Origin of the sequence: Aeromonas sp. QDB31, assembly GCF_027707605.1 — a bacterium.
In the GTDB taxonomy this organism is placed as follows: domain Bacteria; phylum Pseudomonadota; class Gammaproteobacteria; order Enterobacterales; family Aeromonadaceae; genus Aeromonas; species Aeromonas media.
In genome coordinates this window covers 98,695-118,651 of the sequence record NZ_JAPCIX010000009.1, presented here as the reverse complement: position 1 = coordinate 118,651, position 19,957 = coordinate 98,695, and the positions used below count along the sequence as shown (strand labels likewise).

General features: G+C 54.7%; 18 protein-coding genes and 1 pseudogene. 9 read left to right on the top strand and 10 right to left on the bottom strand.

Going from position 1 to position 19,957, the window contains the following annotated elements:
* Positions 1–12: 12 nt before the first annotated feature.
* Positions 13–441: a hypothetical protein gene (locus PG898_RS11590; RefSeq protein ID WP_270824182.1), complete on the bottom strand. Its 429-nt coding sequence runs from the start codon at positions 439–441 to the stop codon at positions 13–15.
* Between the two features lie 519 nt (positions 442–960).
* Between PG898_RS11590 and PG898_RS11585 the strand changes: the two genes are divergently transcribed.
* Positions 961–1,278: a hypothetical protein gene (locus PG898_RS11585; protein WP_270824183.1), complete on the top strand. Its 318-nt coding sequence runs from the start codon at positions 961–963 to the stop codon at positions 1,276–1,278.
* A gap of 259 nt (positions 1,279–1,537) precedes the next feature.
* On the opposite strand, the gene PG898_RS11580 is transcribed toward PG898_RS11585, so the two are convergent.
* Positions 1,538–1,795 carry a hypothetical protein gene (locus PG898_RS11580; protein ID WP_270824184.1) on the bottom strand — a complete coding sequence of 86 codons (258 nt, stop codon included), beginning with the start codon at positions 1,793–1,795 and terminating at the stop codon, positions 1,538–1,540.
* A gap of 468 nt (positions 1,796–2,263) precedes the next feature.
* On the opposite strand from PG898_RS11580, the gene PG898_RS11575 reads away from it, so the two are divergent.
* Entirely contained in the window at positions 2,264–3,247 is a 984-nt protein-coding gene (locus PG898_RS11575) for an RES family NAD+ phosphorylase (RefSeq protein WP_270824185.1), read from the top strand.
* Between the two features lie 607 nt (positions 3,248–3,854).
* On the opposite strand, the gene PG898_RS11570 is transcribed toward PG898_RS11575, so the two are convergent.
* The 5 genes and pseudogenes from PG898_RS11570 to PG898_RS11550 all read right to left on the bottom strand — a co-directional run.
* On the bottom strand, positions 3,855–4,382 hold the full coding sequence (locus tag PG898_RS11570; protein WP_270824186.1) for a hypothetical protein: 528 nt from the start codon (positions 4,380–4,382) through the stop codon (positions 3,855–3,857).
* On the bottom strand, positions 4,379–6,415 hold the full coding sequence (locus tag PG898_RS11565; protein ID WP_270824187.1) for a hypothetical protein: 2,037 nt from the start codon (positions 6,413–6,415) through the stop codon (positions 4,379–4,381). The genes PG898_RS11570 and PG898_RS11565 overlap by 4 nt, the downstream gene beginning before the upstream one ends.
* An 11-nt stretch (positions 6,416–6,426) precedes the next feature.
* The gene (locus tag PG898_RS11560) at positions 6,427–8,199 is read right to left on the bottom strand and encodes a hypothetical protein (RefSeq protein ID WP_270824188.1); all 1,773 of its coding nucleotides are present in this window, start codon (positions 8,197–8,199) and stop codon (positions 6,427–6,429) included.
* Between the two features lie 16 nt (positions 8,200–8,215).
* Positions 8,216–9,643: a site-specific integrase gene (locus tag PG898_RS11555; RefSeq protein ID WP_270824189.1), complete on the bottom strand. Its 1,428-nt coding sequence runs from the start codon at positions 9,641–9,643 to the stop codon at positions 8,216–8,218.
* A gap of 131 nt (positions 9,644–9,774) precedes the next feature.
* Positions 9,775–9,945, bottom strand: a pseudogene (locus PG898_RS11550) (nucleoside hydrolase); the annotation flags it as partial.
* A gap of 265 nt (positions 9,946–10,210) precedes the next feature.
* Here PG898_RS11550 and PG898_RS11545 point away from each other — a divergent pair.
* Entirely contained in the window at positions 10,211–10,771 is a 561-nt protein-coding gene (locus tag PG898_RS11545; RefSeq protein ID WP_218409309.1) for a HutD family protein, read from the top strand.
* Positions 10,772–10,784: 13 nt separating this feature from the next.
* Here the strand turns inward: PG898_RS11545 and PG898_RS11540 are convergent, their stop codons facing one another.
* Complete coding sequence (locus tag PG898_RS11540; protein WP_270824191.1) at positions 10,785–10,988, bottom strand: hypothetical protein; 204 nt, start codon at positions 10,986–10,988, stop codon at positions 10,785–10,787.
* Between the two features lie 192 nt (positions 10,989–11,180).
* A complete protein-coding gene (gene azu, locus PG898_RS11535) occupies positions 11,181–11,621 on the bottom strand; it encodes an azurin (protein ID WP_042648133.1) in 441 nt (146 codons plus the stop codon).
* Between the two features lie 301 nt (positions 11,622–11,922).
* Here azu and PG898_RS11530 point away from each other — a divergent pair, with 301 nt between their 5' ends.
* Positions 11,923–12,957 (top strand): FAD:protein FMN transferase, encoded by a 1,035-nt coding sequence (locus PG898_RS11530; protein ID WP_270824192.1) that lies wholly within the window; start codon positions 11,923–11,925, stop codon positions 12,955–12,957.
* Positions 12,958–12,999: 42 nt separating this feature from the next.
* On the opposite strand, the gene PG898_RS11525 is transcribed toward PG898_RS11530, so the two are convergent.
* On the bottom strand, positions 13,000–13,425 hold the full coding sequence (locus PG898_RS11525) for an Hsp20/alpha crystallin family protein (protein WP_041205380.1): 426 nt from the start codon (positions 13,423–13,425) through the stop codon (positions 13,000–13,002).
* A 277-nt stretch (positions 13,426–13,702) separates the two neighbouring features.
* Here PG898_RS11525 and PG898_RS11520 point away from each other — a divergent pair, with 277 nt between their 5' ends.
* The 5 genes from PG898_RS11520 to PG898_RS11500 all read left to right on the top strand — a co-directional run bounded on the left by PG898_RS11520 (position 13,703) and on the right by PG898_RS11500 (position 19,890).
* Positions 13,703–15,349, top strand: a complete 1,647-nt coding sequence (locus PG898_RS11520; RefSeq protein ID WP_182788326.1) for a tetratricopeptide repeat-containing response regulator — start codon at positions 13,703–13,705, stop codon at positions 15,347–15,349.
* Positions 15,350–15,408: 59 nt separating this feature from the next.
* Positions 15,409–16,371: an ion channel gene (locus PG898_RS11515; RefSeq protein WP_270824193.1), complete on the top strand. Its 963-nt coding sequence runs from the start codon at positions 15,409–15,411 to the stop codon at positions 16,369–16,371.
* A gap of 240 nt (positions 16,372–16,611) precedes the next feature.
* Entirely contained in the window at positions 16,612–17,418 is an 807-nt protein-coding gene (gene xthA / locus PG898_RS11510; RefSeq protein ID WP_041205378.1) for an exodeoxyribonuclease III, read from the top strand.
* A gap of 198 nt (positions 17,419–17,616) precedes the next feature.
* The gene (locus PG898_RS11505) at positions 17,617–18,123 is read left to right on the top strand and encodes a hypothetical protein (protein ID WP_226172119.1); all 507 of its coding nucleotides are present in this window, start codon (positions 17,617–17,619) and stop codon (positions 18,121–18,123) included.
* A gap of 249 nt (positions 18,124–18,372) precedes the next feature.
* Positions 18,373–19,890, top strand: coding sequence for an efflux RND transporter periplasmic adaptor subunit (locus PG898_RS11500; protein WP_226172116.1), 1,518 nt, complete (start codon positions 18,373–18,375; stop codon positions 19,888–19,890).
* The last annotated feature ends 67 nt before the right edge of the window (positions 19,891–19,957 follow it).

Sequence of the window (19,957 nt, the reverse complement as noted above, 5' to 3'; positions counted from 1 at the left end):
CTCCAGCGTAACTTATCCATGTTCAATGGGGGTCACTTCCATTCGAGCCGCCTTAAGCACATTCAAGGGTCGTTCAGCTAACTCATCCATAGGTGTCTTGCCACCAAGCCAGCTATTTGCACTGACAAACCAAGAAGCGATCACAAGTGCCGTTCTGTGAGCAGCTAGAATAGTCAGTATCTCCTTCATTTGGGGTAGAGGCTTACCATCAATTCCTAAGCCATAGGCAGGGAAAAGATCTTTTCCCTCTACAGAGATTGCGAAAATCTGCCCCGCCTTTTTCCACTTATTTGGCAGTGCTGAAGAGTTTGCCCCCTTATATCCTGCGTTGTCGGAGACCTGCTGTGCCGTCAGCCACGCTGACAGGCGAAGTACCTTTTCACGCAGTTGAGCCGCCGTAACCACATTGAATTTGTGCTTCGCTCCGGTGTGTTTATTCATTTGAGTAGCCTCCGGCATAACGACAGGTGATGTGTAGTTTTTTTTGACCACGCCTCTGTAGGGTAATCCTCATATTTTGAGGGGTACTCAAAAGCAAAGATCATGCGGCCTACACCAGGTACTGTTTTTGGCGTGCAGCTACCCTGCGCAATATTGCGCCGCTCATGGTTATATATCCACAACCAGATCGTTGCAAACTCCTGTAAATCATTAGTGACTCAAACAGGTAACCGTGGCTGTAAATAGCTTAGTGGTCTTACTCTCCGTGAGTTCTGATGTCCGCAATCCCAATTATCGGCGTTTCTTTTTGTTAAAATTCACCTTCAACATCTCCATTTTGACCTTCAACATCTCCGTTTTGACCTTCAACATCTACATTTTGACCTTCAACATCCTGCAACACCAAGATCCAATTGCACCCCAAAAAACGGCGAACTGATCCTAAAATTCAGGCCTGGTACAGACGACCCCCCACCAGATGAGTCAGTCGTAAATATCCACTCGTATGGGGTGTGGATCATGATCGCTGACGAGAATAGGCTTAAATGTATAGACTTTGAGCCTAATCCCACACTGGCCCGGGCACCGGCAGCTGATTTGTTCAACATGGTTCTGGATGATGGACTGTTGGTCTGGCCTGCGCTGGGGATTACCATTCCGCTAGATGAAGTGCCATATGAAGCGATCAAAAATGCCTGGGCGAGTGATAGTGAGAGCCTCCCGATTGACGTGGATCTTCCCGCTGACCGGCCACCCGTCATCGAGGAACACAATCTGTGGCCCGACGAGCAATCCACTCCAGAGAGCGATCTTTTAACCACCCGCGCTGAGCGGTAGGCTTTGGACTCTGGGCTCCCGCAAGCCGCGTTGCCAAGAATGGTTGCCGCTGGGTATAGGTAGCGCTCCGCCAACCCCAAAATGGCCTCCAGCGTCTAATGGTTCGTGTACCAAAACGTCCACCAATCGTTGATGATCGCCACCCGGTCGATAAACGGCCAGCGGCAGTCCCACTGCGAGTTTCATGATGAACCAGCGCATCGGCCAGCACCAGCCGCCAGAGCCGCAGTGCGCCAGCAGGTCGACACCGGCGGTCAGTTCATCCAGCGCCCCTCGATCCTGTAGCTGGTTGCAATTCCTCATCGGGAACGTCACCCGATTCGACATCCCAATCCCAGCCGATCTCATCGGGGTCAACCTCGGCCAGCAACTCGGGTTGCACATCCGGTGCATCGCCCGAGCGCCAGTCCACTTCAATCCGGGGACCATCCAATCCCTCGAGCAGCTCATCGAGGGTCGGTCGTTTTTTCTCTGTCATCGTGAAAATTCTCCAAAAATGCGTCGGTGTTCTCTGCATTCTCACCACCCACCACTAGGTTGCGCTCCTAAAGTGGGTAAAAAAAGATCTCCCCATTATTCTATCAAGCACCATCCTTCCAGAAATACTGTACTCATTCATTTCAAAGTCACCCAAATGGGCCTCTTAAGAGGCCCAATTCATGGCTAAAAATTTCTGTGATTGTAATTTGAACACTTTGAGAACACAGCATAGTCCTGCTTGTCCACTTGTCCAAGAGGAGGAGACTTGGTGGAACTTTCCATTGCCACTCCTTGAGTGTATTGTTGCTCAATGACTTAAAGTAGAGCTAAGATAGGGAGTTAAACGAATACATAACACCATAGATTGGCTAGTAATATTATTATTTAAAATGCATTTTTTCGTGGTGGTTATCAGGGCTGTCTGAGTTAGACTGAAGGCTATAATATCGGATTAGTACCACCGTCCATCTAATAACTGTTAGGCCGCGCAGAGACTTTTAAGAATATGCTAACCCCAGAAGAGCGCTCAGCCATTGAAGAAGAAGACCAATTTTGGTTTGAAGAATTTTTCTATCGAGACCTTGAAAGTTGGTTTTCTAGCGACATCGCATGCTGTGATAACTGCTATGACGACTTTCTAAAAAATTGGCCACACGCTTATGCTGCAGATGATGCAGCCTTTCAACGTAACGGAATAGACCTGAATTGCTTCTATTCAGGCTCTAGGCTTCGCGATATATACACTGAGGAACAATTTTTTAGATTTCTCAGACTGCTCGAATGCCCACGCTGTGGAGAGGAACTAAAGTACAATATCTGGCCATACAACCTCCCTTTTGACGTAGTTGAAGGCTTTGAGAAATATCTAATTGAAATATCAGAACTGTCTCAGCACACTCCATTCCTTATCCTCAAACACAGTTTCGCGCAAAAAATACACGACGTTATACAAAACCTCTCCGAAATCTCACAGCCAATAACTCTTTCAGAAAACCTGTATAGAGGCAGAGCTTCATCAACTCTCGAAAAAGCAGAGATTACAGATTTCGACTTCCCACCAAACAATTTTGTCTCAGAGGGCAGGTACAATCATGCTGGAATTCCAGCCCTATATTTAGGAAGCACTCCAGAGACTTGTTTTCACGAAATGCGCGAGGTTGGCTGCCACATCGCTGAAATCAAAATCAATAAGAGTATAAAAGTTCTTGATCTAGTAAACCCATATGACGCACATGAAAAACATCATGACCTTTTAAATACACTAGTCTACTCAGCCCTAATGAGTGCCAAGCAGGATAACACTGGATGGTATAGGCCAAAGTATGTTTTTTCTCGTTTTATTTCTGACTGCGCGAAATCTGTCGGATTCGATGCTATAAAATATCCATCAACCAGAGATGGAAACGAAAACTATAACCTCGTAATCCTCAACCAAAATCTTTCACTTAAAAATAGCTCAACCCTAGTCAGAATATTCAGCCATGAATAAAGCAACCTAACAATGCGCTCAACTATCGCTCACTTCGTTCTCTGGACGTCCAAAAGCTACGCTTTTGGACGTCCGTTAGCTTAATCGTTATGCTTTCTCGGTTACTTTTTATGGTTAGAGTTCAGCGAGTGGGTAAGCAAGAGGAGTTATAGTCCACCTTCTGATTACACTAAGTGGATAATAAATCGGCCCCTAAGTTGTTTATTTCAATTTGCAGTTGAATTACTACTGACTTCGGTAGAGCAACTCGATTTAGTTCATCCAGTTCTCCCTTGATGACGCAAACCACAAGATTTTCGCTTATCTCTATACCGTGTTGTTTGAATAAGCTAACGATTGCAGCAGGACGCTGACCAAGAGCATATAACTCTTGATATGCGTTGCAAGCCCCTTAAGCGGACGTTAGGTCGCAACGAGATCACTAGAGTAATGTATGACTGTGTCGAATAAATAGGGAAAACATACCGTAGGATGACACTTTACTCACGTAAAGTGGATAAAATGCCGCCATTTTGGCGACATTTGTCTAACTGTAGGCTGAAATTTTATTTTCATCCCATAGTGGCGTTTCAATAGCCGATTTGAGCAACAACGCCCTCAGCCTTTTTTACTTGATCAATTGAAGATTCCTGGGTAATAGCGACACTAGTTCACGTTCTTCGATGAAGTACTCATCAGGTTGCTTGCCGGTCACTTTCTCAAATTTCAGTTCAAGCTCTGCTACACGTACTGTGGCTACATACAAAGCATGTTCCACTGCACAACGTTCTGCACAGAGCCGCTTAACTTGGTCCCTCAGTTCGTTGCAGGTCTCCCTGTAGTTCTCTTTAAGTCTCTTTTCGTTGTTTCTGTCATCACGCAGGGTCAGTAACTCAGCTCCATTATTGGTAGCAACAGGCTGGTTTCCAACGTGCCCTACGTTGTATTGAGCAATACTCTTCATAGCCCTGACACGAAACTCTGAATATGGTTTGTAGTAAAGCGTTCCACTCCCAACTCCTGCCTCCCGAGCAAGCTGGGCCATAGACAGTTTGGATCCAGCTACGACATACTTGCCTTCACCTTTGATTAAACGTTCAAGGGTTTCCTCGAAAATTGCCAGCTGGATCTCCGTCTTACCTAGCTTGTGGTTCATACCCCCTCCAGAATTTTTATATCAATCAGAGCGCCGTAGGGCTCAAATTCAATGCCGTGGTCAGTCATGATTTTCTCGCAAGCGCGAATTCCAACCAGCGTTTTAGCTAGCAGGTTGGGTTGATTCAGATTTTGCTCGACTGCATATTTGTGACGACGAATCAAGCGTGAGCGAAGCTCAACCCGCCGTTGGGCATGTTGTTCCATGATCACATCATGACTGCACAACACTGGATTAATGACAGGATCAATGGTGCAGTCGAGTCGACCGCAACTTGGATTCAGACACAGGCTATGTCCATTATCCACAATCGTTAGATCGCCATTACGCACAGCGGCCTCAATTTCCTCTCGGCTTTCGAATACTATATTTCCTTGGGCTATTTGCGCTCGGATACTAAGTCCTGCACCTCCCGAAATAAGTTCATCCGATAGATAAATCTTTTCTGCTATGTCGGTCATCAGGAGGGTATTCATCTCGGCTAACTCGGCCTGGAGTTCGGTATCCTGTTCCATATCGAACGCAGTAGCCACCTCAGAATTACGTCCGTACCATATAGACATGCTGAGGTTATGGTGGGCGAACTGCTCCTTCACTTGCAGGAAAGAGCCAAAGCCGTTACGCAGTAGGAAAACAGCAAATGTTCGGCGGAACTGATGAGTTGCGATAGGCCATAGCTTATCAAGCGGTATATCAGAGCTCCACTGACGGTTAAGTGCTTTGAATTCGGCAAGGTGCTCTTTTCGAAGGTACGCACCCAGTGTGCCATCCTCATTGGGGACGCTGGCTACAAACCGTTTAAGTGCCGAATTGATGCTGCTACTCGCGACCATAACAGCTTTACCATGGTTAGAATGGACACCAAGTGCGAGGAATAAAGACTTAGAACTTTCAGCCAATTTCGCAGCAGCCAGTGGTTGACCTGACAACTCTAGATCGTTGGCTTGTATCAATAACCGCGTACGCCGTGGATCCGACACAGCAGTGAGCAACTCTATCACTAGCCTTGCCACCGGGGCTGTTACCCAAGCATGGTGTCTTGGGATACCATGATTGAGTTTGCTGGTCTTACCAACTAAGAGACAATGAGTTACGCCCTTGTAGGTCTCCTCCTGATATGAGCTCGAGTCCAGCTCATACCATTCGCAGTAACGCATTCCACTGATCGCACCGATCAATGCTCCACAGGTGACCAGGATGTCATTGTATAGCATCGTGACAAGCACCTCACATGAGGCCTTTTTGTGTTCAACTTGAAATTCAGACCTGAGGAGGTCGATACGACGGGTTAATACTTCAAAATCATCATGCGAAACTTGTTTTTCTTTCAGGTCAAGATACTCATCGAAAAGACTCGCTAACGCGACACGCTTTCCATACCACATCTCAATACGGTTGATAGCGTGAGAGTAAATCTGCGCTGCAAGCGATTGGGGGATTGCTAGTGTTTGTTGCTTGCTTTTACTTGGATCACATAACTTCTTCGCTAGTTGTGCACTGTTTGCAATTGGGAAATTTATGAATTTATATCGGTGTGCCAGTGCGATAGCATTAAGGTAAGACGTTACCGAATATAGTGCGTATCGACTCTCTTTCAGTGCCGCCAGTATTTTTCGCTGTGTTTGCACCTGTCCCAAAGCTGACAGACTGGGAAGTTCGCACTGTTGACAAAGTCGTGCTAGGACTGACCAATCTCTGAACGTTTTTGTGAGCCCGGACATCCCTTCGATTGAAGTACGACGTGTCTCAAACAGGTGTGTGTACAGAAGACGCTTTAATGTCAGCTGGAAAGCATCAGGTACATTCTTCCATCTCCAGACCGCGCTACTATGGTTTTTTGCCAACTTGGTTTGGATGTAAGCCGTAAAATCCCACTCATCATCCGTCAGATAATTCAGTGGTTGGCCATCGTCGTTATAGGTAACTATAACTTTTGCCAATTGTGCCAAGTCGTCATTATCCATTGCCAACTTTACATACTGTGGTGCAATAACGTCAGGTGCTCCAACACTGGGCTTGAATAATGGGTCCATACTCAGACTCCTCACCAAATATAAAACAGGTCGCTTAATGAGTCCTCATCATCCCAAAGCGGATGGACTTGATGATTGAATTTGTCGACTGCGCCAGCGTACACATCTGGATAGTCGCGCTCAACATCAGCCAGTATGGCTTGAGTCTGAGCAATGACATCACGCACCTTGTCTACAGGAAGGTGATGATTGATGGTCGGGCGCTGCAGTGCCTCCAACAGACTTTCACGAAAGCTCATCATGCACCATAAGTCATCAACCTCGGCGACCAACGCCCGAAAACTACACCCAAAGCACTCCAAAAATTTGAAACATGGGACCGACTCATCCTCGCCTAACAGCCCGCCTTTGACCAGTTCCCATTTCAGACGTTGCGCCTTCTCCCCGAATGGTTCCATGCAACGCGTACCTATTTTGGTCTGTGTCGGTGCATGTTCACCTCTTGTAACGATTTCCATCACACGCAGTGGCCGACCGTACTTTGCCTCGACAACATTGCGCGCTTCTTCGACAGTAGCTCCGCGAGCTGTGAGCTCCAAGGCCTCAGCGGCACTCCCCAAGCGATTGCGATTATTGTGAGGGTTACCATTCAGGTAATGCCTAGCAACCGTGGTTTTAAGATTGTTCAACCCCTCTGCAACGATTGCCACAGAATTAGTATCGGCCATCAGCCCACTACTCTTGCTCTGTCGAAAACGCCCAATTATAGGTCGCACACCATGTTGACATCGGGCGATGAACCAATGGCTGTATGCCTTCAAAATATCTTGATTTATGTTTCCCTTATATTTGCCGTGGATAAAATACGGGAACAAGTATGCGTCATCTGGTAGGTCGAATAGATCGAGGCAGCACAAATAGGCTCTAAAAAAGTCCCGACCTCGTTGGGTGAAACCCAAGTCCCACTCATTCTTCTGCCCGTTCTGCCGACCTTTGGTGGTAACCAAGCGATAAAGATTGATTGTCTTGTCAAAATAGAATTCTCGAGCTGCAACATCACTCCGACGCAAGTTGCGTAGTGGTGTGCTATTGTCACCGACAAAGTTACAGGTCAAAAAGAGAGCTGTCGCGGTCAGTTTGTTATACCACGCTGTACGATTCGAATTCAGCACATCCCAACCCGCAACTGGTTGATCAAACGGGCAGGTAGTTGGCTCACCTGTTTTCAGACGGCTGGCAAGTACGTTAAACACGCGAAATAGGTCGCGAGTCACACCAATCTGTTCATCGTCGGTATAGGCTATGGTCTTACCCACATGGGTTCGATTGCGAGAAACTTGTGGCAATAACCTAGCAAGATCATCATGTCCCGCCCACCTTAGAAACACAGTAAATACATTGGCCCTTCCACGAAACACCTCCGATGATTCTGGTTTGGCCCGTACCAGATTTATAATATGCTGCGCATATGCACTAACAGTTTTGTTGATCAACTCTGCTTTGTATTCATTGGCATCGCAAAAACGAAAAAAATGTGAAAGTGAATCGAAATAGTAATTAGCAGTACTTCCGCTCAGGCAACTTATTTCTACTAACCATGTGTAGATGTTTTGCACCAGGGGCAGACGGTCTATATGCATGACGGTCTTGCCGACGGAATTTACGGGGGGAACACTATTATACAGTGCACGGTAAACGTAGATTGGTTTCAACACACCCTCTGTATTACTGTAGTGCTTTACATGTAATACCAGATGGGTATATTCGAGTGGAGTGACGCTATTTGAACGTCTGAAGGACGAAAGTCTCTCCTTACTCAACTTAGCCCGCTGTAATTTTGCCATGCTATTCCCCCCCTAATTAACGAGCCTCGGAGAGCAGATCACTCCATATACCAATGGAGCTATCGTCGCTATAAATTTTGTCAAGACCGTCTTGGTGTATTCGGTCAGATTGTCGCCCCAGATGGTAATCTTCCCAGAATTTGACGTAGAGTGCGGTGGTTTGGGGTGAGGAGTGCCTCAATCTAGCCTGAACCTCTGCCTCAACTTGGTCTCTGCTCATCATCGGCTCATTTGGATGTTCTGAATGATCACTGGAATACTTTAGTTGCAGCAGAGCAATTGTCAGATATGTTGCATAGGTCGAGCGCAAATTGTGAAATTTATGTGTGAATTCTGGCATGTCGTGATCTATACGTATTGCATTGCGAATTTCGCCCCAGCGTGCATTTAATGAGTTTTCGCTATATTGTAGTCCCTTATTGTTTAGCAACAACGGTGGATAACGACAGACAAATGGGTCTTGGGTTTTCTCAATGAATTTAACCAATCGCTGCTTGTAGCGTGCAGATTGTTTGTAATTGACTAATTGTTGCATCAACCATGCTGGCACTTTAATTTCACCTGACTCCCCACCCTTAGTATGACAGCAAATATTCGGGCCAATCATGACCGCTATCGCCTTCTCCCCGGGATGTGGCATTCGTACCATTTTGCTGCTGAACGTAAGTACTTCCTGGCGGCGCATCCCTGTATATAGGGCTAACAGCACTGCTATACGGGTTTCTACAGAAATCTTCTTTGCAACGTACTCTCCATTCACTTGCGCATAGCTACGACCAGTTTGGAGAACGGTTCTCAATGCTTGTAGTTCAGGACGTTGCTCTTTTAGCATGGGACTCATATGATTGGGTTGCTTGGAGTTCTTTACCATGTCTCGTGCTGTGAGCCTGAGGTCAGTCATCTGGACTTTGATATAACGGTTGATATGTCCAAGTATTCGTTCATCACGAATTTTTGCCTCATAGAATCGGCACGGATCTCGTTCAAATACCTTGCCGTAGCCTAACCAGTATACATACATGCCCACAGCTGCCCCTCGATAGCTCTTTGCCGTTGTACTTGCAAGTTTGCGTTTACCTGACACCGGATCGACATCATCATGCAGCGCTTGCAAGTAATTGCGAAAGATATATAGCGGGCGCTGGTTTCGCGGGCGTGGCATCTTATCCCAAGCTAATCCGTTTCTCTCTAGGAAGTCAAAGAAGTGCATCAATCCCTTGGCAAGGCTGCGCAGGTCTTGGTTCATATTGACGGTTTTGCAGTGGATCAGATACTCGTTGGCGGCGTTGATAGGCTGGTCTTGTGAATCGAACAACAAGATCATGTCCTTGATGATAAGACCGTCTTTACCCCAGGAGAGACAGTTCTCGCCATCTTCGTTTATGAGGAAAGTAGGAGTGGCATCGATGGTCATATCACCAACTTCGACATAGCGCACCGGCATATCTATACCCTCCATGACGTGGAAGCAAAAAATAAAGAGGCAGAACTATTTCCAGCGATTAGAGATAAAGTATATATTTTTTCGAGAAACAAATTGTGTGAGGGTGTGTTTTATATTTCAAGTGTGAGGGTGCCGTATTTCTGCTTGAGCCAGAGCGCGTTGCGGGTCCCGTTCTCTATGGTGGCGTTGCCAAACACCGTGGTGATGGCGAGCAAGTCGATGGCAGAGTGGGCCTCGGCAAAGAGTATTGCCATGGCGTCGTCAATACCGGGATCGGTATCCAGAATGATCTTGTGGGTCATGGGGCCTCCATACGGCAGAAGTGCCAGTGTAGCGACCTCGAGCTCGTTTAACAGCGTCAGGATCACAGCCTCGACCTTTGACTCACCCCCACTCCGCCGATCGGCGACATCTTGAGCACCTCATCCAGGAGCCTGTGATGGTCAGGGGCCAGAGTGACGACATTCTGGACAGTCGGACCGTCCCCAGCCCCCCGCGCCTTGTGGGCGGGCGTGCGGGATGGTATCACTTGGCCTCACTCTCCCCACTCCTTGCCGAGGCGCCAACGTGATCACCCTGATTAAAGAGTCTGACCAGCTAAAGATGCCCTGGAAAAACAAGCAGGGCACCACGGCCCAGATCCTTGTCTCTCCCCCGGGCTCGAGCCTGGACAAGCTCGATTTTGACTACCGACTGAGCTCGGCCCCCATCAAGGCGGCGGGCCCCTTCTCCAAGTTTCCCGGCTATCAGCGCATCCTGCTGCCCGTCAGCGGCGCCGGTTTCGTGCTCAACGGCCACCCCTATGCCACCTTCGAGGCGGCCCATTTCAGCGGGGATGATGAGACCCACTGCGAGCTGCTGAAAAAGGAGGTGACGGATCTGGGGCTCATCTACGACCCGAAACGCCTCAGCGCCAACGTGCGGGTGCTCAATGTGCCCTTCCCCCTGACCCTCACCCTGGAGACGGACAAGACCTACCTCTGCCATCTGCTGAGCGGTCAGCTCGAGGTGGATGGCCGAGCCGTCGCGGTCAACGAGACCCTGGTGGTCACGGGGGAAGAGAGCATACGACTGGAGTGTCAGAAGAAGACGGCCATCGCCTTCTTTACTCTGCAGCCGATCGGCTAAACAACAGGCAGGATCAGCGTTTGGGAGCCCGGCCTCCACTATCGAGGCAAGCCTGCATGCTGTCGTAGGGTTCGTAGTACTTGGTGCGGCTGTAGTAGGTGCCGCCCTTGGGATGGCAGATGCCGTTGCGGCTCTTCTTGACCGGGGGCTCCGCCGCCAGCGCGATGGCACACACCAGCAGCAGGCAGCAGCCGAGCACCCATTTGACTGCTCTCATTCTCTCTATCCGTTCGGTTCATCGGCGGGACGCTGGCCCGTTTACGGCCCAGTCTATCTCATTGATTCTCCGGCTACCGCCGGTCAGATCATGAAAAGAAACGCTTATTCACCGCCCTTCTCCCCCCGATGTAAACCCCAATGAAAAAGCCGGGAGATCCCGGCTTTTTAATGTCATGACAGGCAAAGCGGCTTAGCCGACCTTGAAAGCGCCCTTCATCATGGCGAAGTGGCCGGGGAAGGAGCAGAAGAAGGTGAGATCCTTGCCTGCCAGCCCGTCGGTCTTGAAGGTGACGCTGGTGCTCTCGCCGCCGCCCACCAGCTTGGTGTGCGCCAGGATTCGGGCGTCGTCCTTGGGCAGGTAGTCATGATCGACACCGGCGCTCATGCCCGCGGTGGCGACGGCCTGATAGTCGGCGGTGTTGGCCAGCACCCAGTTGTGACCCATGTTGGCCACCGGCAACTTGCCCGTGTGGTTGAGAGTCACCGTCACCTCCTTGCAAGTGGCCGGCACGCTCATCTCTTTGAGGTTGTACTGCATGGCGTCATTGCCTTCGATGACCAATGCGCACTCATCGGCCAGCACCGGGGCTGCCAGTGAACTCAGAAGCAGCAGGGTTAACACCTTTTTCATCATCTTCTCCTTTGATTGACGAGGAATGGCAACACCCTTGTCTGGCGAATCGCTCGGCGACACGCTAAAGATGCTGTCATGATCGATCTTTATTGTACCCAAATGTCGCCGGAGGAAGACGGCTTTTACTCAAAGCTGCGGACCAGGTCACTCCCCGATGGCATTGACGGTGAAACAGATCCGCTGGCTCACCGCCAGCGTCGCTTAATTATTTCCAGCCAAGTCCGGCGTCAGGGGCTCGTCAACCCAGGCCCCCTTGGCTAAGCTGCTCCCCCGTCGACGACTTTCACGAGAATGCAAGATGAAGACCCTCTCCCTGGCCCCCCTCAGCCTGCTGCTCTATCTGATGCTGCTGACCGCCTGTCAGCCGGCCCCGACCCAGACCCGCATTCAGGGTAGCACCATGGGCACCTACTACGCGGTGACCCTGAGCGATCCCTTCCCCGGCGGCCAGGTTGCACTGCAGGGGGAGGTCGATGCCCTGCTGGCGCGACTCAACCAGGAGATCTCCACCTATGATCCGGACTCCCTCATCTCCCGCTTCAACCGGGACGCAGGCAAGGCCCCCATGCCCATACCGGCCAGCATGGCCAGGATAGTGCGGCAGGGCATGGATGCGGGACGCCTCACCCGGGGCAAACTGGACGTCACCGTGGGTCCCCTGGTCAATCTGTGGGGCTTCGGGCCGGACAAGCGTCCGGCCAAGCGGCCCACCACGGAGCAGATCACCCAGGCACGGGAGCGGGTCGGCATCGACAAGCTGAGCCTGACGCCGCAAGGGGACCACTTTCTGCTCGGCAAGAGCATCCCCAACCTTTATCTGGATCTCTCCACCCTGGGGGAAGGGGCGGCCTCGGACGAGATAGCCACGCTGCTGGAGCGCAAGGGGGTGCACAACTACCTCGTCGAGGTGGCAGGCGCCGTGCGCAGCAAGGGGCATAACGACAAGGGCAACCCCTGGCGGGTGGCCATCGTCGAGCCCTCGGACAGGCCGGGAGCCATCGAGGACGTGGTCACCCCGAACGGCATGGCCCTCAGCACCGCAGGCAGCTATCGCAACTATTACCAACTCGATGGCCGACGCTACTCCCACATCATCGATCCCGCCACTGGCGAACCCGTCACCCACAAGCTGGTCTCCGCCAGCGTCATCACCCCGACCGCGCTCGAGGCCGACGCCCTCGATACCGCCCTCATGGTGATGGGGCCGGAGCAGGCGATGGCCTTTGCCACCGAGCACAAGCTGGCGGTCTATCTCATCGAGAAGACGGATCAGGGGTTTGTTGCACGCCACACGCCGGAGTTCGCCCCCTATCTGGTGCGCAGCCAGCCATGAGCAATGAGGCCCCGCAATGCGGGGCCTCTTCATGACGGACGGCTATTCAATGGGGACCCGATGGGGCGCGGGGGTGACCGCCTGCTTGGGCAGTTGCAACGTGAGGATGCCGTTGTCGAAGCGGGCGCTGACCTTGTCCGGCGCCACCTCCACCGGCAGTTCGACGGTGCGTGACACGCTGCCATAGTAGCGCTCGCTGCGCAGGGCCCTGTCCTCCTTGTTCTGACTGTCGTGCTGGCGGATCTCCGCCTTCAGGGTCACCAGCTTGCCGTGCACGTCCACGTGGATGTCCTCCTTGGCCACCCCGGGCAACTCGGCCTGCAGCAAGTAACCGCCGTCGCTCTCCCTCAGATCCAGCTTGATCTGGCTGGGCAGGGGATCCCCGTGCAGGGGCCGGATGTAGAAACCGGAGGCCATGTCGTGGAACAGGTCATCAAACAGGCTGGTTCGGCTCGGTAGCAAACTCATTTGATTCCTCCTTATGGTGCGGGTAAAACATCGGCGGGCCCGCTGCCCGTCTGCAGATCGCCGGGATCTGCCTCCCTTCAAGTCTAAAAAACGGATGGAACCGCGCCACTGTCATCTCGTGCCCGGTTGACGGAGATCAAGTACGCGCCATGATTTTTTGCGGCCCGGCTCTGCGCTCGGCGGGAAAAACGGGAACCCTTCCCATGTTCAATTGCCTGCCTGCGGACTTTGGTGGCACACTTCTCCCACCAGCCCGCAGCGCCTCGATGCAAGACAGATGCAGACACCGGATCCCGCACCAGAGAAGAAAGCACAGCCCAAGCCCAGGCGCATCCTGCTGGTCAACGAGCAGCGATCCTTCCAGATGATGATGAAGGCGATGCTGATCAACATCGGCATCAGCCGCATCACCTACATCAATTCTGCCGACGAGGCGCGCCGTCGCTGCCAGAAAGAGAGCTTCGACATCTATCTGCTCGACTACGAGCTGGGGGCGGGTGAGAACGGCCGCCAGTTGCTGGAGAGCCTGCGGGATCAGCAGCTGATCCCGCCCCAGAGCGTGGTGATCATGGTCAGCAGCGACAGCTCCCGTGCCATGGTGCTGAGCGCCCTTGAAGCCGAGCCCGACGAATACCTGATGAAACCCTTCTCCCAGGAGCAGTTCTCGTTTCGCTTGAAGCGCGCCCTCGCCCGCCGCCAGGCCCTGGAGAGCGTCTTCACCGCCCTCACCCGGGATGACCTGCCGGCGCTGGTCGAAGCCTGCGCCAGGCAGGCCGATGCGGCGCCGCGCTTCGCCAACTTCTGCCGTTGCCTGCAGGCCGACACCCAGCTCAAGCTCGGCCAGGCCAAGGAGGCGCGCAGCCTGATGCGCCAGCTGCTGGCCGGCCAGGAGAACAGCTGGGCCAGACTGACTCTGGGCAAGGCCTGCTACCGTCTGGCACTCTATGACGAGGCGGTGAGCCACCTGCAGGCGACGCTGAAGAATACCCCCCTGATGGTGGAGGCCCACCTCTGGCTGGCGGAGTCCCTGCTCTCCCTGGGCAAGGAGGAGCTGGCCCAGCAGGAGCTGCGCCGGGCGGTGGACATCTCCCCCCAGTCGGTGCAGCTCTCCCGCCGGCTGGCAGAGGTATGCCTGCAGCGCCACGACTACGGCCAGGCCAAGGATGTGTTGCTCTCCCTCATCGACCTGTCGCGCAACTCCATCCATCGCACGCCCCACTACCTGGGGGCCTACATCCAGACCCTGACGCTCTATGCCCTCAACAGCAACGACGGCTATCACATCGCCAATCTGCAAAAGCAGGTGAACTCCGCCCTGTCGCGCATTCGCGATTCCCTGATGATGTCGGAGTTCAACTACCCGGTGTTCGAGCAGATCTGTCAGGCCAGGGTCCGGATTGCCCTGGGAGAACTGCTCAAGGGCAAGAAGATGCTCTATCGCGCCAACCAGAACTGGCTGGACAAGCCCGAGACCATGCCCCCCGCCCTGCTCGGCGAGACCATACTCGCCCTCTACCAGCTCGGGGAGTTCGAGTACGCCGAGAGCCTGCAATCCCTGCTAGCACAGGACGAAGACCGGCTGCTCACCACCTGCATCCAGGTGACCCGCGACGACAAGACGGTGCAGGAGCGCCGTCAGCGCTACCAGCAGCTCAACGATCTGGGCATCAAGGCCTACCAGAGCGGGGAGCTGGAGCAGGCCCTCGGCCATTTCCGCGAAGCCCTGCGCCGGGCTCCTGCCAACACCGGCGCCGCCCTCAACAAGATCCAGGTGCTGCTGCAACTGATGCAGAAACACCGCAAGAGCCCGGAATTCGGTGCCGAGTGCAAAGAGACCCTGGAGGTGCTGGAGGGCATCCCCTTGAATCCCGCCCAGCAGGATCGCTTCCGCAAGCTGCGCCAGGAATTTAACCAGATAGCCTAGCCAGCGGCGCGCCTCCCTCACCTATGCTGATACAGACTCAGGCAAGGAGGGGCGACAGCATGGGGATGTGCCGATACCTGGTGGCAGATGGCCGCCACTGCAGCGAAGAGGCGGGGGATCACGACCTGTGCCACTGGCACGACCCCCATGCCTCCCACTCATCCCCGGACACCGCCGCAGCGCTGGAGCACTATGTGCGCCAGGGGGGCCTGTGCCACGGATTGCAACTGGCCCGCGCCGATCTCGCCGGCCTCAACCTGGTGAACAGAGAGGGGCCACAGGGGTTCCTGCTGGAGCAGTGCAACCTCTATCGCGCCAACCTGCGCGGCGCGCACCTCTACGGTATTCGCATCAAGGGCGGCAGCCTGATGAAGGCCGATGTCAGTGACGCCAACCTGCACTGCGCCGAGTTGCACGACGTCAACCTGCTCGGCATCCGCTGGAAGAACACCCGGCTCGACAACCTGGATACCGGCAGGCGCCTGATGCAGGACAGGAAGGGGCGAAGCGAGCGGGATCCGGTGCAGGCCCGCGTCTGGTTCAAGGAGGCGGAAGAGACCTACCGGGATCTGCGCAAGGCCTCGGAGGCCCAGGGGATCTTCACCATGTCCGGCCGCTACATCCAGCAGGAGCTCACCATGCGCCGCCTGCAGATGCCGTTCTGGTCCTATCACCGCTTCGCCTCCTGGATAGTGGATCTCTTCTGTGGCTACGGAGAGGCCCCCATGCGGGTGGTGCTCTTCTCCCTGCTGCTCATCTTCATCTGCAGCATCTTCTACTTCTTCTGCGGCCTCAACTTCGCGGGCAACCACCTCATCTACCGCCCGGAGGCGACCCTCGAAGAGAACGCCACCTTCCCGCTGGAATGCCTCTACTACAGCGTGGTGACCTTCACCACTCTCGGCTACGGCGACTTCACCCCGGTCGGCCTCTCGCGGATCTTCGCCGCCTTCGAGGCCTTCACCGGCAGCTTCACGCTGGCGCTGTTCGTGGTGGTATTTGTCAAAAAGATGACCCGCTGACAACTTGCCCACGATCTTGCTGCGAGGCCGTGATCAAGGCTCATGTGCTGCTCGCTTATTTGTAACCAAGAGTTCTCACGTATATCTATACGCTCCGGTTCCTGCGCTGCGCTTCACTTTGCTGACAGCCTCTCGCGACAGCTCGTGAACAGGTTACCGATAGCCCGGCACCTGAACTTGCATCCAGACCGGATTCCTAGTCCAATAGCGACTAATAAAAACGACATGAGCATCCCTGACATGAAGATCATCTCTTTCAATATCAATGGCCTGCGCGCCCGTCTTCATCAGTTGCAAGCCATCATCGACAAGCACCAGCCCGATGTGATCGGCCTGCAGGAGATCAAGGTCCACGACGAAGCCTTCCCGGTCGCGGACGTGGAGGCCATGGGCTACCACGTGGTCTTCCACGGCCAGAAGGGTCACTACGGGGTCGCCATCATGAGCAAGCAGGCGCCCATCGACGTGCAGAAGGGGTTCCCCACCGATCCCGAGGATGCCCAGCGCCGCATGATCATGGCCAGTTTCAAGCGGGAAGATGGCTCCCTCATCAAGGTGATGAACGGCTACTTCCCCCAAGGGGAGAGCCAGGATCACGAGACCAAGTTCCCGGCCAAGCAGAAGTTCTACGAGGACCTGCAGCACTACCTCGAGACCCACCACAGCCCGGACGACCAGATAGCGCTGATCGGGGATATGAACATCTCCCCCACGGATCTCGACATCGGCATCGGCGAAGCGAACCGCAAGCGCTGGCTGCGGGATGGCAAGTGCTCCTTCCTGCCCATCGAGCGTGAGTGGATGGAGCGGCTCAAAGGCTTCGGCCTCACCGACACCTTCCGCGCCGCCAACCCCACCGAGTGCGAGCGTTTCTCCTGGTTTGACTACCGCTCCAGGGGCTTTGACGAGAACCGTGGCCTGCGCATCGACCTCATCATGGCGTCCAATGCCCTCAAGGACAAAGTGACCGAGACCGGCATCGACTACGAGCTGCGCGGCATCGAGAAACCCTCCGATCACGCCCCCATCTGGACCTGCTTCGCCTGATCCCGGTGCCGGGCCTCCTGGCCCGGATCTCTGCCATCTCCCGACCCCAAGCCCCTGCCGATGCGGGGGCTTTTTCGTTTATAGCCCCGCCATTTCTTAATCCATATCAACTCTTTGGCAGAGCGGGTCTGCCATACCTTGACCTTCTCCTGTTGGTAAGGTTTACATTTCTCATATTCGTCACAGGAAAGATGCGCCATGTTGTCATCGAGATTGCCCACAGAACTCATCGCCCGGCTATTGCTGGCGTTGTTGCTCGTCTGCAATCTCACCCTCTGCATCAGCTGGCATGGTGCGGCCACCGCCCTTACAAGCCACTCACCCGACACCACCCTGACCCCGATGGCACAGCCCCATCCCCTGTCTCATGGGTTGCACGGGAGCGAGTCGGTACAGCACGCCGCCATGAACCATGACCAGGCCGGCACAGCTCCCCTCTCCTGCCATTCGGGCACAGTGAATGCGGAGTCCCTGTCGGGGGATGAGTGTCAGATGCAGAGCGGCTTCTCCGGTGCTGCCAATGCGCCTCCCCTGTTCGGCCTGCTGCTGTCATTGCTGCTGCTTCCGCTGTTGTTGCTGCCCCCTTCGTGGCATGTCGGTCCCCTGCTGGACAACTGGCTTCGGGATCCCTTCCTGCGCCTGCGTGGTACCCATCCGCCCTCCTGGCCCAGACGGCATCTGATGCTGTCCGTGCTGCGCCATTAGAAACCACTTCTCCCGATAGCCCGTGCGATGGTGCTGCCATCGCCATACCGTGCACCGGCCGCTCCGTCGGCGGTGCCCCGATTGTCGGCCAATCCTGTCCACCGCGAGCCGAGCGCCACGTGCCTGTTGCACCGCATCCGCTCACGGCCGGACGGCCCGATACGAGAGAAGAAGTACCATGTCATCACCCAAGACGTTCGCACCCTCGTGCGCCCGGCCCTCCCGCCCGCTGTGTGCCGGAGGCCTGTCATGAACAAGACCCTGTTAATGGCCGCGTTGCTGCTCGCCCTCGGCGCCGGTGGCGGCTACTGGGCCGCCAGCCACCTGCCTGGCGATGGCGCCAGCGCCGAGAAGACGCCCCTCTACTGGGTCAACCCCATGGATCCCCGCGACAAGCGCGACGGCCCCGCCAAGGACAACATGGGGATGGACTTCATTCCCGTCTACGAGGAGCAGAAGAGCGGCTCGCCGGGCACCGTCACCATCAGCCCCGAGATCCAGCAGAACCTGGGGGTGCGCCTCGCCAAGGTGGAACGATTGCCCATCCACCAGCAGATCGAGACGGTGGGCTACGTCGGCTATGACGAGGACCGACTGGAGGCGGTCAACGCCCGCATGGCAGGCTGGATCCGCACCCTCGCCATCAAGAGCGAGGGGCAGCAGGTCAGCAAGGGAAGCCTGATCTACGAGCTCTATGCCCCGGATCTGGTCAACGCCCAGCACGAGTACCTGCTCGCCCTCAACACCGCCAACCCGCTGCTGCTGCGCGCCGCCGAGGGCAAGCTCAAGTCCCTGCAGGTACCGGCGGATCAGATAGCCGCCCTCAAGCGCAGTCGTCAGGTGCAGGAGACGGTGCGCATCTATGCCCCGAGCAGCGGTTATGTCTCCGAGCTGAAGGTGCGCGAGGGCCAGTATGTGGAGCCCGCCGCGGCGCTGTTCAACATCAGCACCCTCAAGCAGGTGTGGGTCAGTGCCGAGGTGTTCGAGCGCCAGGCGGCCCAGCTGAAGGTGGGCGATCCGGTCACCATGACCCTGGATTACGCCCCCGGCCGCAGCTGGCAGGGCCGGGTCGATTACCTCTACCCGACCCTGGATGCCTCCACCCGCACCCTCAAGGTACGGCTGCGCTTCGCCAACCCGGACGAGTTCCTGAAACCCAATATGTTCGCCAAGGTAGCCATTCGCACCAGCAAGGGAGAGCCCCGGCTGGTGGTGCCGAGCGAGGCGGTGATCCGCACCGGCAGCCAGGACAGGCTGGTGCTGGCGCTGGGAGATGGCAGCTTCAAGTCGGTGGCCGTTACCCTGGGCCCCCAGTTTGGCGACAAGGTGGCCATCCAGGAGGGGGTTGAAGCGGGGGACAGCATCGTCAGCTCGGCCCAGTTCCTGCTCGACTCCGAATCGGCCATCACTTCGGACTTCCAGCGCATGACGGCGGTGCGCCCGGCTCAGGTGTGGACTCAGGGCGAGGTTGAAAGTATCGATCTCGCCAACCGCACCCTGATGGTCTCCCACCAGCCCATCCCCGAGTGGCAGTGGCCCGCCATGGAGATGGAGTTCACCGTGGCGGACGGGGTCGACATGAGCAAGCTGACCGAGGGTCAGACCCTGCATCTGCAAGTGATGCAGGAGGGAGATGAGTACAGCATCACCACCATCCATCAGCAGCAAGCGCCGACAAGCGGCGACACCACCAAGCCCGCAACGGATGAGATGGAGAAGATGGAAGGCATGGACCATAGCCAGCACGATATGGGAGCCAAGTCATGATCCCTGCCATCATTTGCTACCTTGCCGACAAACAGGTTCAGCTCTCTGCACCAAATGAGCAAGGAGC